The sequence below is a fragment of the Actinoalloteichus caeruleus genome, assembly GCF_049311605.1.
GTDB lineage: Bacteria > Actinomycetota > Actinomycetes > Mycobacteriales > Pseudonocardiaceae > Actinoalloteichus_B > Actinoalloteichus_B caeruleus.
Map to the genome: position 1 here is coordinate 4206535 of NZ_CP186005.1, position 16329 is coordinate 4222863.

11 protein-coding genes and 2 pseudogenes are annotated in these 16329 nt (G+C 71.2%); 7 read left to right on the forward strand and 6 right to left on the reverse strand.

Annotation, left to right across the window (positions count from 1 at the left end; translation table 11 throughout):
• The first annotated feature begins 662 nt into the window (after positions 1-662).
• The 5 genes from ACOJVX_RS16860 to ACOJVX_RS16880 all read left to right on the forward strand — a co-directional run bounded on the left by ACOJVX_RS16860 (position 663) and on the right by ACOJVX_RS16880 (position 10154).
• Positions 663-1673 (forward strand): LacI family DNA-binding transcriptional regulator, encoded by a 1011-nt coding sequence (locus ACOJVX_RS16860; RefSeq protein ID WP_026419206.1) that lies wholly within the window; start codon positions 663-665, stop codon positions 1671-1673.
• Positions 1674-1808: 135 nt separating this feature from the next.
• Entirely contained in the window at positions 1809-3197 is a 1389-nt protein-coding gene (locus tag ACOJVX_RS16865; protein ID WP_026419207.1) for a GH1 family beta-glucosidase, read from the forward strand.
• A 93-nt stretch (positions 3198-3290) separates the two neighbouring features.
• A complete protein-coding gene (gene yicI, locus ACOJVX_RS16870; protein ID WP_418155483.1) occupies positions 3291-5615 on the forward strand; it encodes an alpha-xylosidase in 2325 nt (774 codons plus the stop codon).
• 258 nt (positions 5616-5873) lie between these two features.
• Complete coding sequence (locus ACOJVX_RS16875) at positions 5874-7121, forward strand: serine hydrolase domain-containing protein (RefSeq protein ID WP_422646914.1); 1248 nt, start codon at positions 5874-5876, stop codon at positions 7119-7121.
• Between the two features lie 783 nt (positions 7122-7904).
• Positions 7905-10154: an RICIN domain-containing protein gene (locus ACOJVX_RS16880; protein WP_422646915.1), complete on the forward strand. Its 2250-nt coding sequence runs from the start codon at positions 7905-7907 to the stop codon at positions 10152-10154.
• 191 nt (positions 10155-10345) lie between these two features.
• On the opposite strand, the gene ACOJVX_RS16885 is transcribed toward ACOJVX_RS16880, so the two are convergent.
• The 3 genes from ACOJVX_RS16885 to ACOJVX_RS16895 are packed head-to-tail and all read right to left on the reverse strand — an operon-like array spanning position 10346 to position 11606.
• Positions 10346-10873 carry a hypothetical protein gene (locus ACOJVX_RS16885; protein WP_422646916.1) on the reverse strand — a complete coding sequence of 176 codons (528 nt, stop codon included), beginning with the start codon at positions 10871-10873 and terminating at the stop codon, positions 10346-10348.
• Positions 10870-11238 carry a hypothetical protein gene (locus tag ACOJVX_RS16890; protein WP_030107408.1) on the reverse strand — a complete coding sequence of 123 codons (369 nt, stop codon included), beginning with the start codon at positions 11236-11238 and terminating at the stop codon, positions 10870-10872. The genes ACOJVX_RS16885 and ACOJVX_RS16890 overlap by 4 nt, the downstream gene beginning before the upstream one ends.
• Complete coding sequence (locus ACOJVX_RS16895; RefSeq protein WP_030107407.1) at positions 11235-11606, reverse strand: hypothetical protein; 372 nt, start codon at positions 11604-11606, stop codon at positions 11235-11237. The genes ACOJVX_RS16890 and ACOJVX_RS16895 overlap by 4 nt, the downstream gene beginning before the upstream one ends.
• A gap of 402 nt (positions 11607-12008) precedes the next feature.
• Between ACOJVX_RS16895 and ACOJVX_RS16900 the strand changes: the two genes are divergently transcribed.
• The gene (locus ACOJVX_RS16900; protein WP_030107406.1) at positions 12009-13208 is read left to right on the forward strand and encodes a helix-turn-helix domain-containing protein; all 1200 of its coding nucleotides are present in this window, start codon (positions 12009-12011) and stop codon (positions 13206-13208) included.
• Between the two features lie 131 nt (positions 13209-13339).
• Positions 13340-13738, forward strand: a pseudogene (locus tag ACOJVX_RS16905) (NUDIX hydrolase); the annotation flags it as partial.
• 91 nt (positions 13739-13829) lie between these two features.
• On the opposite strand, the pseudogene ACOJVX_RS16910 reads toward ACOJVX_RS16905, so the two are convergent.
• From ACOJVX_RS16910 to ACOJVX_RS16920, 3 genes and pseudogenes are all read right to left on the reverse strand, one after another.
• Positions 13830-13970: pseudogene (locus tag ACOJVX_RS16910) on the reverse strand (helix-turn-helix domain-containing protein); the annotation flags it as partial.
• Between the two features lie 234 nt (positions 13971-14204).
• On the reverse strand, positions 14205-15518 hold the full coding sequence (locus ACOJVX_RS16915; RefSeq protein WP_051314069.1) for an FAD-dependent oxidoreductase: 1314 nt from the start codon (positions 15516-15518) through the stop codon (positions 14205-14207).
• Positions 15515-16081 (reverse strand): TetR/AcrR family transcriptional regulator, encoded by a 567-nt coding sequence (locus ACOJVX_RS16920; RefSeq protein ID WP_418155489.1) that lies wholly within the window; start codon positions 16079-16081, stop codon positions 15515-15517. Before ACOJVX_RS16920 ends, ACOJVX_RS16915 begins: the two co-directional genes overlap by 4 nt.
• Positions 16082-16329 lie beyond the last annotated feature (248 nt).

A 16329-nucleotide genomic window follows, 5' to 3' on the forward strand; every position in this document is an offset into this window, starting at 1 on the left:
GAAGTCGTCCTCGTCCTCGGCCGCCAGGTCGCGGATCTCGGTAGCCGCCTCGGTCACGTTCGGGTCCTCTCTCTCGTTCGTCGGCACGACGTGTCACCGCGCCGCACTACCGCTGCCCAACCCGTGCGGCCCCGGGCGCATTCCCGCTCCGGGTGTGACGAGGTGGGGCGGCGGAGGAGATTACCGGCGACCGGTGGTCGGGTGTTCCCAGGTGCCGCACGGAGTCGGGGCCCCGGGGCAGCGGACGCCGTACCGACGTGCTCACCGAGGCCGCGAGCGCCCTCGGAGCCCGGGCGGTGGTCTTCGACGCCACTGGTCGGGGAGGCGGGGCGGCACGCGGTTCCGGTGGTGGTGTCGCGGTGGGTTCAGCGTCCGGAGTGGGCGCCACCGTGTTCAGTTTCGGGGCGGAGGGGGCGGGACCCGGCGCCCGGGGTTCCGGGAGACGCGGAAGGCGGTCCGGACGTCCCGGTGATCCGTTCCCCGAGCGGCGAAGTCCGGCCCCGCCCGCGTGGGCGCCGGCCCTCCCCCGGTGGCCCGTTCCTGGTGGGGCTGCCCGTTCGGAGCATTGACACCGGTTGGTCGAAGCTTCTACTTTCCGATCAACGACACCAGGTGAATCGTTTCGACCCCAGTCGCCTCAAACCGGACCGCAAAGGAGCGGAATGGTCACGATCAAGGACGTCGCCGAGAGGGCCGGAGTGTCCACGAGCACCGTGTCCTACGTGCTCAGCGGTGCCCGCAAGATCTCCGCCGGCACTCGGGAGGTCGTGCGCCAGGCGATCGACGAACTCGGGTACCACCCCCATGCCAGTGCCAGGGCGCTCCGCGCGGCGCGGACCAGGGTCCTGGCCCTGGCCCTCCCCCAGACCACCCGGTCCTACCGGGCCGTCGACGGGCGCTTCATCCACGACCTGAGCGTCGCCGCCGTCCGCCAGGGCCACGACCTGCTGCTCATGACCGCGCAGGAGGGTGTTCCCGGGCTGCGGCGGATCGCCAGGGGGCGGTTGGCGGACGCCGGGATCCTGATGGCGGTCGACCTCGACGACCCCCGGATCGAGGCGATGCGGGAGGCGAACTTCCCGATCGCGGTGGTGGGGCGGCCCACCACCACTCTCGGCACCCCGTGGACCGACCTGGACTTCGAGCAGGCCGCCGTCCTCGCCCTGGGGGACCTCGCCTCGGCCGGACACCACCGGCTCGCCTACCTCGCCGTCACCGAACAGGAGATCCAGGCCAGGCGCAGCTACGCCGCGCACGGGCTCGCCGGGGCGCGCCGCGCGGCCGGGCAGCTCGCGGGGAGCGTGGAGATCCTGCACTCGACCTCGGACCGGCTGGAGCTGCGGCGGCGGTTGGCGGCGCTGTTCGCGATGCCCGACGCGCCGACGGCGTTGGCCGTGCAGGACGCGGCGGCGGCGCGGGTGGTGGTCGACGCGTTGGCGGAACAGGGGATGCGCGTTCCCTCGGACGTGTCCGTGGTGTTGATCGGCACGTTGCCCGACGACCCGGAGCACGTCGCGTTCCGCCGCGTCGAGCTGCCCGTCGAGCGGATGGCCGAGCACGCCACAGCCCTGGCGATCGCCGCCGTCGATGACCCGACGAGCGGGACGCGGGTCCTCATCCCGCCGGACCTGCTGCCAGGCCCGAGTGTCGCCCCGCCCCGCGAGGCGGGGTGAGGGCAGCCGCGCGGCCGCCGGGTGTCCCGTCGACGGGCTCCCCGGCCCGGCGCGCGCGGCGGACCTCGTCGGCCGCGCCGTCCCCACGGGCGGCTGGCGAGGCACCGTTCACATCCACGAGAAGAGGAGCGACCCTTGTCCGACCTGCCCGTCCTGCCGCCGGATTTCGTCTTCGGTGTGGCCACCGCGAGCTACCAGATCGAGGGGGCGGTGCGGGAGGGAGGTCGCGGACCCTCCATCTGGGACACCTTCTCCCACACCCCGGGTCGGGTGGCCCGGGGTGAGACCGGGGACGTGGCCTGCGACCACTACCACCGCTACCGGGAGGACGTGGCCCTGCTGCGGGACCTCGGGGTGGACTCCTACCGGTTCTCCACGGCGTGGCCCCGCGTGCAGCCGGAGGGCCGGGGGCCGGCGAACGCGGCCGGCCTCGACTTCTACGACCGCCTGGTGGACGAGCTGCTCGCGGCCGGGGTGGCGCCGGCGCTCACCCTGTACCACTGGGACCTGCCCCAGGCGTTGGAGGACGCCGGGGGGTGGCGTGCGCGGGACACGGCGCACCGCTTCGCCGACTACGCGTCCCTGGTGGTGGGCCGGCTCGGTGACCGGGTGGCCCGCTGGATCACCCTGAACGAGCCGTTCTGCTCCGCCTTCATCGGGCACGCCGAGGGCCGGCACGCGCCCGGTGCGCGGGAGGGCACGCCGGCGCTGGCCGCCGCCCACCACCTGTTGTTGGCCCACGGGCTGGCCGTGTCGTGCCTGCGGGACGCCGGCGCCGGGGAGGTCGGCATCACGCTGAACCCCGAGCGGATCACCGCCGTCGGTGACGGCGAGGAGGAGATCGCCGCGGCTCGGCGCGCGGAGACGCTGCGGAACCTCGCGTTCACCGATCCGATCCTCGGTGCCCGGTACCCGGAGTGGGAGCGGGAGACCTGGGGGCCGCTGGCGGACGGGTCCTACCGGCGGGACGGGGACCTCGCCGTGATCGCCGCGCCGCTGGACTTCCTCGGCGTCAACTACTACGCCCCCAGCCGGGTGGCGCCCGCGCCTCGGGTCGAGGCCGATCCGGCCCGGCGGACGGCGTGGGACGTGGGGGCGGTCGCGGCCGGGTGGCCGGGTGCGCGGACCACCGAGATGGGGTGGCCGGTGGTGCCCTCCACCCTCACCGACCTGCTCACCGGGCTGGTGGAGCGCTATCCGGGGCTGCCGCCGCTGTACATCACCGAGAACGGGAGCGCCGAGGCCGACCAGGTCGGTCCCGACGGGGTGGTGCACGACGAGGGCCGGGTGGACTACCTGCGGGAACACCTGGGGGCGGTGGCGCGGGCGGTGGACCTCGGGGTCGACGTCCGGGGCTACTACGCGTGGTCCCTGCTGGACAACTTCGAGTGGGCCTACGGCTACGACCGCCGGTTCGGCCTGGTCCACGTCGACTACGACACCCAGACCCGCACGCCCAAGGACAGCTACCACTGGTACCGGCGTGCCATCGCCGGTCACCGGGAGCGGTCCGCCCGGGGCTGACCAGCATCACCGATCCGCCCGTTCCAGCGCGTTCGTCGACGTCAGAACGCTCGGCTTCCCGGCCGGGCACCTTCCAGTGGGAAGAGGAAGCGGATGAAGTTCACCAACGGTGTCTGGCTGATGCGCGACGGTGTGCGCGCGTCCTACGCCACCGAGGCACGGGACGTGGTCACCACCGGGGAGACGGTGACCGTGCACGCCGCCACCCGGGCGGTGAGACATCGGGGGGACACGTTGTACGGCCCGGTGTTGACCACGCACTGGTGGACGCCGGCGCCGGACGTGATCGCGGTCCGCACCACCCATTTCGCCGGTGGGCGGCCGCGGTCCCCGGAGTTCTCCCTGGCGGTGGAGCCGGACACCACCGCGAAGGTGGAGCGGGTCGGGCCGGTGGTCGAGCTGACCAGTGGGCGGCTGTCGCTGCGGTTGGACACCTCGGCCGAGTGGAGTCTGGACTTCCTCGCCGAGGGCCGGGTGCTGACGCGGACGGGCCGGAAGGGCACGGGGATCGCGGTCACCGAGGAGGACCGGCACTACTCGGTGGCCCAGCTCTCGCTCGGGGTCGGCGAACTCGTCTACGGCCTCGGGGAACGTTTCACGCCGCTGGTGCGCAACGGCCAGGTCGTGGACATCTGGCAGGCCGACGCCGGGACCGGCAGCGAGCAGTCCTACAAGAACGTGCCCTTCTACCTCACCAACCGGGGCTACGGCGTCTTCGTCAACGAACCGGGGCAGACCTCGTTCGAGGTGGCCTCCGAGCACACGGGCCGCGTCCAGTTCAGCACTGAGGGCCAGACCCTGGAGTACCTGGTCATCTACGGGCCGACGCCGAAGGAGATCCTGTCCCGGTACACGGCGTTGTTGGGGCGGCCGGCGCTGCCGCCGGCGTGGTCGTTCGGGCTCTGGTTGTCCACCTCGTTCACCACCTCCTACGACGAGGAGACGGTGACCGGGTTCATCGAGGGGATGCGCGACCGGTCGATTCCCCTGAGCGTGTTCCACTTCGACTGCTTCTGGATGCGGGAGTACCAGTGGTGTGACTTCGAGTGGGACCCGGCGGTCTTCCCCGACCCGCCGGGGATGCTGCGGCGGCTGCACGACCGGGGCCTGCGGGTCAGCGTCTGGATCAACCCCTACATCGGGCAGAAGTCCCCGCTGTTCGAGGAGGGGCTGCGGGAGGGGTACCTGCTGCGGCGGCCGAACGGCGACGTGTGGCAGTGGGACCTGTGGCAACCCGGGCTGGCCATCGTCGACTTCACCAACCCGGCGGCGCGGGCCTGGTACTCGGACAAGCTGCGTGGCCTGCTCGCGATGGGCGTGGACTGCTTCAAGACCGACTTCGGGGAACGCATCCCGACTGACGTCGTGTTCCACGACGGTTCGGACCCGGTGCGGATGCACAACTACTACACCCACCTGTTCAACCAGACGGTGTTCGAGGTGTTGCGCGAGCAGCGGGGCGACGGGGAGGCGGTGGTGTTCGGCCGGTCGGCGACGGCGGGCGGCCAGCGGTTCCCCGTGCACTGGGGCGGTGACTCGGAGTCGACGTTCGAGTCGATGGCGGAGAGCCTGCGGGGCGGGTTGTCGTTGGGCCTGTCGGGTTTCGGGTTCTGGAGCCACGACATCGGCGGGTTCGAGGGCACCCCCGACCCGGGGGTGTTCAAACGGTGGTTGGCCTTCGGGTTGTTGTCCTCCCACAGCCGGCTCCACGGCAGCAGGTCCTACCGGGTGCCGTGGGAGTTCGACGAGGAGTCCGTCGAGGTCGCGAGGTTCTTCACGGAGTTGAAGTGCCGGCTGATGCCCTACCTCTACGGTGCGGCGGCGCAGGCCGCCGACCACGGGTGGCCGGTGATGCGGTCGATGGGGTTCGGTTTCCCCGACGACCCCGCCTGCGACTACCTCGACAGGCAGTACCTGTTGGGTGATGACCTGCTGGTCGCGCCCGTGCTCAGCGCGGACGGCGAGGTGGAGTACTACGTGCCCTCGGGCCGGTGGACCCACCTGGTCACCGGGGAGCCGGTGGAGGGCCCCGGTTGGCGCCGGGAGCGGCACGGTTTCCTGGGGCTGCCGGTCCTGGTCCGCCCGGGTGCCGTGGTCCCGCTCGGTGGGCGGTCGGACCGCCCCGACTACGACTACACGCGGGGGTTGACGCTGCGGGTGGGCTGGTCACCGGAACTGACCAGGACGAGGACTGCCGTTCCGACGCTGGCCGGGGAGACCGGGGTCGAGTTCGAGACCACCCGCACGGGGGCGACGCTCACCGTTCGCGTGGTGGCCGGGGCCGCGGCGGGCTGGCGGGTGCTGGTGGTGGGTGTCGCGGCGGTGACGGCGGTGCGCGGAGGCACCTGGGAGCCGCACGAGCAGGGCGTCCTGCTGTCGGCGACCGGGGCGGAGCTGTCGGTGGTCGTGGCGGACTGAACCGGTTCGGGCGCCGCCGGCCCGTGCGGGTCGGACCTCGCGGTGGGAGCCGCCGAGGGGTCCGACCGGGTCGGCGGTGTGCCGGGGCGCCCAGGGGCTGGGCGGCCGGAAGGAGGATCCGGGCAGGGCCGCGCCTCCAACCTTCGGGTGATCGTCTCCGCCCGGTCGACCGATGCCGGGGTCCTGGTCGCGCACCTAGCGTGCTTCCCGCCGAGGTTCGGCACGGCCGAACCCGAGTCCAGGGAGGACCACATCCTGATGAAGCACCAGAGAACACCGCGAGCGCTGGTGTGCGGCGCGCTGGCAGCGCTGCTCGCGTTGGGGGCGCCCCCGGCGCTCGCCGACCCCGGCGCCGGCTCCGCCGCGCCGCCGGACACGAACGGGGACTCCGACCGGAGCGCGATGCTCGACGCGCTCCGCTTACCCGTGGAGGCAGCCGGGTACCCGGGCATCCAGCTCCGCGTCCGGGACGGCGCGGACGAGGAGGTCCTCACCACGGGGGTGGCCGACCTCGGCACCGGGGTCCCGACACCGCCGGACGGGGTGTTCCGGGCGGCGAGCGTGACGAAGAGCCTGGTGGCGACGCTGGTCCTCCAGCTCGTCGAGGAGGACCGGCTCGCCCTGGCCGACCCCCTCGCCGAGCACCTGCCGGGTTCCGTGCCGACCGCCGACCGGGTCACCGTCGAGCAGTTGTTGAACCACACCAGCGGGCTCACCGACTACCTGGAGGACGCCGAGTTCGACGACGTCGCCGAGTACTCGCGGCGCACCTACACGCCGTGGGACCTCGTCCGGTTCTCCGGCGCCCAGGACCCGGTCGGGGAACCGGGAGGGGAGTTCTCCTACGCCAACATCAACTACGTGCTGCTCGGCCTCGTCGTGGAGTCGGTGACCGGGGAGCCGCTGGAGGTCCTGCTGCGGGAGCGGGTGTTCGAACCGGCGGGGATGGCCAACAGCTCCTTCCCGCTCACCGAGCGGGAACTCCCCGGCCCCCACTCCCTCGGGTACTACCGGCTGGCCGGGGACCCGGCTGGTGAGTGGCGGGAGTTCACCGAGCTGAACCCGTCCTTCGCCTGGGCCGCCTACGCCCTGGTGTCGGACACGGCCGACGTCAACCGCTTCTACCGGGCGCTGTTCGGCGGGGAGCTGGTGTCGCCGGAGTCGCTGGCGCTGATGACGGACGGCGTCCCCACCACCGATCCGACGCTGTTCCCCCAGTACGGGCTCGGGCTCCAGACGTTGAACACGGTCTGCGGGGTCCCGCTCGTCGGGCACACCGGCGGCATCCCCGGTTTCCTGACCTACTCGTTCGGGACGCTGGACGGCGAGCGGCACGTCACCGTCTCCGGTAACGCCTGGGCCGGGGACGAGAGCGTCGCGCTGTTCCACCTCGGGGTGGTCAACGCGATCAACCTCGAGTTCTGCGGCGAGGAGTGGGCTCCGGTGGGGAACGTCCCGACCGTCCTGACCGAGCAGCCGCCGCTGGGCGCCGCCCTGAACGGCTGACGCGACCCCGGCCCCGCCGCCCGGCGCGGCGGGGGCCGGGTACCCGTTCGGGAGTGGAGCGGACCTCGCGGGGCGCGGGGGAACGCTCCGCCGCGCCGAGGACCGACGGGAAGCTCAGCAAGGCTTCCCCCCGTCGGGGTGGGTGGCTGGTCGTCGACGGTGGCCGCATCGGGCCAGCCCCAGCGGCAGATTCCGGGCCGCAGTCGGCGACAATTCCCGAGAACTCGGACGAAAGCCGACCGATAGTCACGAGAAACCACCGCCGCCCCACCGCCGGATCCCGATTTCGACGATCGCCGGTACTCCGTCCGGAGCATTCGGGGCGAATTCCTCGACGAGGAGGCACCGCCCGGGGCCACTTCGCCCCCGCCCTCCTCGACGAACACCGTTGTTCCGGCTTTCTTGGCTCCCCGATGAAGTCTGGGTAACATTCCCGCCCAGCCAGCCGGCACCGGTGGCCACCGTGAGGCCACCGCTCGACGACAAGCGTCCTGACCAGCCATCCCGCGCCGACACGAGAGACGGCGGGCGCCACCCCGCCTGGTATTCCGCGGAATTTCCGCCGTGGCGACACGCTCACCGCCCGGGCTGCCGTGACATCGCCGGCCCCGAACGGAAGAGTGGCCTTCTCCTTCTTCCTCCCGGCGGGACACCAGGCACGTCGACGTGCGACCGGGCCGTGGTCAGGCCCTGAAGGGAATGACGATGTCGAACAGCGGAAGAATATCGGGAGCGCGCCCAACGCGAAGATGGAGAACGGCGGTCACCGCGGTCATCGCCACCGTGTTCGCCACTCTTGGGGTTCCGGCGGCCGCCAACGCCGCGACCGTCGACCCCAACGCCTACTACCAGCTGGTGAACCGGCACAGCGGGAAGGCACTGGACATCGAGGCACGGGGCACCGGGGACGGCGTGAACGCCGTGCAGTGGACCCGGAACTCGGGAACGAACCAGCAGTTCCGGTTCCTGCCCTCGGGTGACGGGTGGTACCGGATCCAGGCCCGGCACAGCGGCAAGGTCCTCGACCTCTACGAGTTCGACGTCGCCGATGGAGCCCGCGTCGTGCAGTGGGCCGACCTCAACGGGCACAACCAGCAGTTCCGCCTCGCCGACTCGGCCGGTGGCTACGTGCGGTTGCTCAACCGGCTCAGCGGCAAGGCGCTCGAGGTGTGGGAGTGGTCCACCGAGGACGGGGCCAGGGTCTCCCAGTACTCCGACCACGACGGCCACAACCAGCAGTGGCAGCTGGTCCCGGTCGACGGGGGTGGCACGCAGCCACCCGGGCAGGCCAGGCAGGTGGAGGACCTGAACCGGGGTCTGATCAGCGCCAGGTCGGGGAACGGCAACCTGGTGAGCTGGCGGCTGCTGGGGACCGACCCGGCGGGAGTGGCGTTCAACCTGTACCGGGGTTCGACCCGGGTGAACTCGTCGCCGATCACGGACTCGACGAACTACTTCGACGGCGGGGCCTCGGCCACGGCGAGCTACACCGTCCGGGCCGTGGTGAACGGCACCGAGCAGGGCGCGTCGGAACCGTCGCTGCGGTTCGGCGGCGGCAACTACCTCGACGTCCCGCTCCAGGTGCCCTCGGGTGGTCGGACTCCGGACGGCGTGGACTACACGTACTCGGCCAACGACGCCAGCGTCGGTGACCTCGACGGCGACGGCCAGTACGAGTTCGTCGTCAAGTGGGATCCGTCGAACTCCAAGGACAACGCGCACTCGGGGCACACCGGGAACGTGTTCGTCGACGCCTACCGGCTGGACGGCACCCGGCTGTGGCGGATCGACCTGGGCCGCAACATCCGGGCGGGGGCGCACTACACCCAGTTCCAGGTGTACGACTTCGACGGCGACGGCCGGGCGGAGGTCGCGATGAAGACGGCGGACGGCACCGTGGACGGTGCTGGACGCGTCATCGGCAACGCCAACGCCGACCACCGCAACTCCAGCGGCTACGTCCTCGCCGGGCCGGAGTTCCTGACCGTCTTCGACGGTCGGACCGGAGCCGCGCTGTCCACGGTGGACTACCTGCCGGCGCGGGGCAACGTCAGCGACTGGGGCGACAACTACGGCAACCGGGTGGACCGCTTCCTGGCGGGCACCGCCTACCTGGACGGCCAGCGGCCGAGCCTCATCATGTCCCGTGGCTACTACACGCGCACGGTCATCGTGGCCTGGGACTTCCGCGACGGCAGCCTGACCAGGCGCTGGACCTTCGACAGCAACTCGGCCGGCAGCCAGTACCGGGGGCAGGGTTTCCACAGCCTGTCGATCGCCGACGTGGACGGTGACGGTCGTGACGAGATCGTCTTCGGCGCGATGGTCATCGACGACGACGGCACCCCGTTGTGGAACACCGGCTACGGGCACGGCGACGCGCTGCACGTCGGCGACTTCGTGCCCAGCCGCCCGGGGCTGGAGGTCTTCGGCGTCGCCGAGAACAGCAACCAGCCCAGTTCGTGGCTGGTGGACGCCCGCACCGGGCAGCCGATCTACACCACGCCGGCCAACGGCGACAACGGGCGCGGGGTGGCCGGTGACATCTGGGCGGGCAGCCCCGGAGCCGAGATGTGGTCGTCGCGGGTGGACGGCATGCGCGACACCCAGGGCCGGAACGTGGGGCGCAAGCCGTCGTCGACGAACTTCCTGATCTGGTGGGACGGCGACCCGGTGCGGGAACTGCTCGACCAGACCAGGATCGACAAGTACGGGCCGAACGGGGACACCCGGCTGCTGACGGCGAACGGTGTGGCCTCGAACAACGGCACGAAGGCCACTCCCGCGCTCTCGGGCGACCTGTTCGGGGACTGGCGGGAGGAGGTGGTGTGGCGGACGGCGGACAGCCGCGCGCTGCGGATCTACACGACGACCGACCTCACCGACCTGCGGATTCCGACGCTGATGCACGACACCCAGTACCGGGTGGCGATCGCGTGGCAGAACACCGCCTACAACCAGCCGCCGCACCCCAGCTTCTTCATCGGGGACGGCATGGGCGCGGTTCCGCAGCCGAACGTCTACTACCCGTGACCCGTCGAGCCGCTGAGCCGTGATCGCGCGTCGGGGAGTCCGGGTGGACTCCCCGACGTGTTCCCGGGAACGCGTCGGGGTGACGCGGGTGCGCAGGCGGCCCGGGAGGAATCGGAGAACGGCGCACCGGACGAGCTCCCTCCCCAGGGGGCGCGGACGGGGCGGCACGGACGTGGTGGTCCCGCCGCCGCTCAGCCCGGGTAGCGTCCGACGGCGGCGTGCCGGGCCGCGGTGCGCAGCCGCCGCCACTCGCCGGCCGCCGTGCAGTCCCAGCACCACTCCTGCCCGTCGGGCCACCAGCCGCCGTTCCGGCAGGTCCGGCACCGCCGGAACTCCAACCGCACCCGCCGGGGCGCGGCCGGCGTGGGCGAGGACCGCCGCCAGGCGCGGGACCACCAGGCTGCTAACCGGCCGGCCGTCCCGGTCTGCCCCTCAACCCGGGGGGCGGGGACCTCGGCTGCCACCGGGGGCGGATACTGGCCCGCCAACCTGCGCAGCATGTCGAGGCTGTCCCGCGCTGAGCGCGCCAGCAGCGCCGCCGTGCGTTGGATCTCGTCGAGGGTGTCCGCGAGCTCGTCGAAGCACTCCGCCCACCGCTCCCGGTAGGCCAGCTGCTCCTCGGCAGGCGCGTCCTTGGGTGGCAGGTGCTCCACGAAGGTGAGGAACAGGGCGCGCAGTTCCCGTTCCCAGGCGGGCACCTCCGGCTGGTCCTCGCTCACCGGTGGCACTCCCCCGCGTCGGTGGGCTCGGGGCCCCGCCAGTGGTGCGCCCCACCTGGGGGGTCCTCGGGTGGGGTGGCGGGCAGGTAACCGGCCAGCGCGGTCCGGGCGGAGTCCACGTCGAGCAGACCGTGGGTGTGCCGAGGCTGGGAACGCAGCCAGGCCAGCGCCCGAGCCGCTTCCCCGGAGAGTTCGGACAGGAACCGGTCGAGGTGTTCCCGGTCCTGGCCGTCCTGGTGGAACCGGACCTGGACGCACAGGCTTCCCAGGTCCACCATCAGCATCGGCCCGGTGCCGGGCATCTCCACCGTGAACAACGCCCCCGCTCCCTGCGCTGGGGCCGCCACCACCTGGGGGACCATCATGGTGTGTCCCCCTCACCGGTCGGCCGTGGTAGACCCCGGGTCTGTGGCCACGCTCGACACCGCTGCCCTCGTCCCGCCGCCGGCGGGCCGCACTGCCCGCTGTCGTTCCGGGGAGCCGCGGTCAGCCCCTCGAAGACCACTGGTCGCAGGTTGGTGCCGGGCAGCGCCTCCGCCGCCTGGTCGATCACCGTCACCAACCACTGACAGTGTCCGGTGCCGGGGTCCAACTCGGGGACCCGAGCCGCACCCCGCGCCCGCTCCTCACGGCTCCGGGGCTCCATCACCCGCCCCACCCGCATCACCAGCGCACCGTGTGGGAACACCTCGTCATGCCCGGCCCGAAGTCGGGCTCCACCACCGCTCGCCATGCGAACACCTTTCACTTCTGCACGGCAAATGCTCATTGCGTCAAAGTCCTCAGTTCCCGGGGAGGATCGGATTTGTGACCTCGAAGTTGCCGTCCAACTCGTCACGCCGAGCGGCGGACTGATCCGCGCCGCGTGCTTCGCGTTTCCTGCCGCCACACCCCATCGCGATATGAGCGCGAGTCGTGAACAGCCGCCATACCAGCTATCCGGGTGGCGTCTACCGAACGTGCACCAGGACTCATAACCTCATCAGCTTCGTCCATCCGGTCGTGGTTGCGCTGTGCCCTCTGCCCGCACCTGTCATCCATTCCAAGAGCTAGAATCGGCCTCAGCAGCACCACAGTCGACCGAATGCGTACCCGGCGCATGCGATGCGCATAGCCAGGTACGGGAGGTGCCAGCATGGAACGGTTCGCAGGAGAACTCGCGCGGCTTCGGCGGCGTGCTGGTCTCAGCCAGGGAGAGCTCGCGAAAGCCGCGCACTGGAGCCAAAGCCAGGTCAGCCGTTGCGAGAACTCCAAAAGTCTTCCCGACGAAGGCATGATCGATCGCCTGGACACGATCCTGGGCGCCGACGGCTCCCTGGCCGCCGCTGCCCGCGCGACGGGCCGTGCGGTCCTTCCTCCCACGGCTCCGTCGGCTCCGGGCCGCCCCTGGGGACTGAGCGACGTCGTGCGACGCCTTCACAACACCGATGTCGGTAGTCAGACGCTGGAGCAGATGCAACTCGTCACCGAGCAGCTCTGTTGCGAGTACGCCTGGCGGGGCGCCCGTGAACTGCACCGTGAGACCATGCAGTGGTTGGAGTACAGCGCCCAACTGCTCGAACGCCCCACGACGCTCAGGGAACATCGGGACATCCTGGTCAACGCTGGGTGGCTCACCCTGCTCCTTGGTTGCCTGGAATACGATCTCGGCAACATCAGACAAGCCGAACTCAGCCGCCTTGCCGCCCTACAGATAGGCAAGGAATCCGGACACGCCGAGATCGTGGGATGGACCTTCGAGTTGAGCGCATGGTTCGCGCTCACGCAGGGACGCCTACGCTCCGTCGCCCAGTACGCGGAGGCCGGCACCGCAGCAGCTCCCCATTCTTCGGTCGTCGTGCAGCTTGCCGCGCAATCGGCGAAGGCCCATGCCCGGATGGGGCAGCGGGATCGCGTACATCGAACCCTGGACGGGGGGTACCGCCTTCTCACCCGGCACGATCACCCAAGCCGACCCGAGAACCATTTCGTCATCGACCCGACCAAGTGGGACTTCTACGCGATGGACTGCTACCGCCTGGTGGGCGATGATCGAAGGGCGACGGAGCACGCGCACGAAGTCATTCACCTGTCCCGAGCATCTGACGGAACCGAGAAAAGCCCCATGCGCGCGACCGAAGCCAGATTCACCCTCGGCATCTCCGCACTGCGAACCGGGGATATCGAATCAGCACTACCGTGGATCGAGGAAGCGAAGCAGGAAACTCGTCGATCTCAACTGCCGTTCGCCATGCTCGCCCAGGAGGCCATGCGGCAGGCACGTGAACTCTACCCCGGAGACCCAGCCGCACAACCCATATTCGAGGCACTTCAGCTGTCGGCCCCAACTGAGTGATCGATCTCGAACCGCCATCCCCCACTCGACCGCACGGCCGCTTCGGTCGAGGCGCCTGCCCGGCGCGGCACTGCCTGCCCAGGTTGCCCGCCGTTGGCCCGGATTCGGAGACGACGTTCGCGCCCGAGATCATGGTCGGCGCAGCCCACGAGAAACGAGCACGGACGAAGGGAACGCAAGGGGCCGGACGGGACTACTACTACGACGAATCCGGCCCCGGGGCGAACAGCATCGCACCCGCCGTGACGGCAGTAGTTCGCAACTGGTCAGGGCACTTTTTGATTATTCGTCGGACCGACAACGACCTGTACGCCATCCCCGGCGAAACACAGGGTATCGGTGAAACCATCTCCCAGACCGTCGTCAGGGAAGTCGAGGAGGAAACCGGAATCACCGTAGTCCCCAGGGCGGTTACCGGAATCTGTACGGACCCCAACCACGTAGTCTCCTACAGCAGCGACGGCGAGGTTCGTCAGGAATTCTCCATCCGCTTCCTTGCCGACCCGGTGTCTGGGAGCTTGCGGACCAGCGGTGAGAGCAAGGAGGTACTCTGGGCTTCCCCCGAGGAACTCATGACCCTCAACATCCACCCGGCGATCCGACTGCGCATCGACCATGCACTCGGACCCCACGCTCGATCTTGCTCAACCAGTCCTCGGATCGGCCCACCATGCCCGCCAGGGCCACCTGGGCGAGGCCCCGCCGGCGCCGGTAGAAGGCCACTCGTTCCCCGATGCTCAGTGGGTCACCAGCACCGCGCATGACCACGAGACTAGCGTCCTCAGCGGACGGGGTGCCCGCCACGAGCGTTCGACGACGCACTCCCATCCAGGTACGCCAACCATCGGCCACCTTCCACAGGGAATCCCGAGGCGGGTGCGTACACGCCCGGGACAGGGCAGCGGGCGGACCAGCGGTCCGGTCAGTGGCGGGTCCCGCGGTGGATCACCGCCACCGACCGTGGACGGCCCTCCTCCGACTGCCTCCTCGTCGGGTTCACGCCGGCGAGGCGAGTTCCCAGGGCCGGGGGTGGCTGACGTCGGCATCGGAGGACCCGAAGGAGTGCCGCCGCAGCGGGGTGACGTACCGGCAGAGCCGCATCCAGGTGCGGCTGACGATGGTGTCCAGGGTTCCGCCCGCGACCATCTGGTCCCGCACCGCGAGCGCGTCCCGCACGGCCGCGTAGCCGTGTTCGCGGAGGTCCCGTTCGTAGGTGCGGACGGAGTCGAGGATCCCGTCGCCGCTCGTCGTGGCCAGCAGCTGGGTCAGGCGGCGGGCGTCCCGCAGCGCGGCGTTGCCGCCGAGGCCGCCGGTGGCGGGGACGGCGTGGATGGCGTCGCCGAGCAGGGTCACCCGGCTGGATGGCCAGGGCGGTAGCTGCGGCGCCACCCGGAAGACGCTGACGCCCCGGCTGTCGTCCTCGGACTCGTCGATCATGCGGCGGACCACCGGGTGCCAGTCGGCGACGAGTCCGGCCGCGACCTCGCGCAGGCGGTCCGGCCCGAAGTCCCCGATGTCGGGGGGCAGGTGGTCGGGGGCGGACACCAACGCGGTCAGCAGGTAGGGCTGGTCGATCGGTGGCGGGGTCCGCCCGGTGACCTCGGCGAGGACCCGCTCCGCGCCGGGGGGCGGCTGGTAGGCGGCGGTGAACAGCGAGTAGGGGCCGTCCCCGGTCACCAGGTTCATCCCCTGCCGGAACCGGCCGGGCACCCACCCCCGGCCGTCGGTGAGCACCAGCTTGTTGGCGAGCCCGACGACTCCGGCGGCCACCGGTTCCCCGTGCGGCAGGTACTGCCGACGCACCCGGGAGCCGGTGCCGTCCGCGCCCACGAGGAGGTCTCCGGTGGCCGAAGAGCCGTCGGCGAAGTGGGCGACGACGCGGCCGTCGTCGGTGACCTCGTACCGCTCGAACTCGGCGCCGAAGTGGACGACGTCCTCGATGCCGGCGAGCAGGAGTCGCCGCAGCGCGCGGCGGTCGACGGCGTAGTGCCCTTCGGCCGGGTCGTCGGCCCGGGGGTGGGAGATCTCCTCCTCGACGACGAGGAGTTCGGTGAGCCGCTCGGTGAGGAAACCGAAGTCCCCGCCCGGTGCGGCCAGGTCGAGGAAGGCCCGCCACAGCCTGTCCGGGAGGCAGGCGCGGAGTGATCTCGCTCCCGCCGGGTCGATGTGGATGCGGTACCCCTCCCACCGGCCGGCCGGGTGGGTGTCGCGTTCGTGGACGGTGACCGGGACGCCGGCCGCGCGGAGCCCCTGCGCCAGGCAGAGGCCACCGATGCCACCGCCGATGACCAGGACGTGGGGTGCGTTCATGACCTGTTCCCTCCTTCGGGAGCGGGTGGCGCGGTGAGCAGGGTGGCCAGGGGGTCGAGGACGGCGGGGGCGAGTTCGGGGGTGAGCCGGACGCCCTTGACCGCGGCGATCACCAGTTCGACGGCCTCCGCCACGGGAAGACCGGCGCGGGGCAGGTCGGTGAGGAGGGCGGACAGGGCCTGCCGCCACCCGGCCTCGTGCCGTTCCACCTCGCGCCGCACCTCCGGGTCGCGGCGGCCTCGCAGGTCGAGTTCGGCGCTGACCGTGAGCAGTTCCGGTTCCGTGCGCATCATCGCCCGCAGGGCGTCGAGGTGTGCGATGAGCGCGGCGGGCGGTTCGAGGTCCCACGGCGGCGCGGTGGTGGCCAGCCGGCTGGTCGTGTACTCGGCGACGGCTCCGATGAGCGCGTCCTTGGTCGCGAAGTAGTGGTGCAGGGTCGACTGGTCGAGGCCGACGTCGGCGGCGACGCGGCGCAGCCGGAGTCCCTCGAAGCCGACGTCGGCGACCACGCGGAACGCGGCCCGGACGACCTCACCCGCCCGCCCACTGTTTCCATCAATCACTTGATGGACTGTAGTGCACTCGTCCGGCGTCCTTGATCGGGTGGGCGGAGGGCCGGCCCGGTCGTCCGTCAACGGTCAGTCTCGGACCCGCGCGGCGAACCGCCGGGGGCGGCGAGCCGGCGGTTCCGGTGCGGGGACAAGCGGAAGCGCGGCGGAGGTGGCAGGACACATCGGACCGCCGCTGGCCGCCAACACCCTGACAGAGCCTTCACAAGGAGTTCTCGGGGCATCACACTCGGTGTCACCTG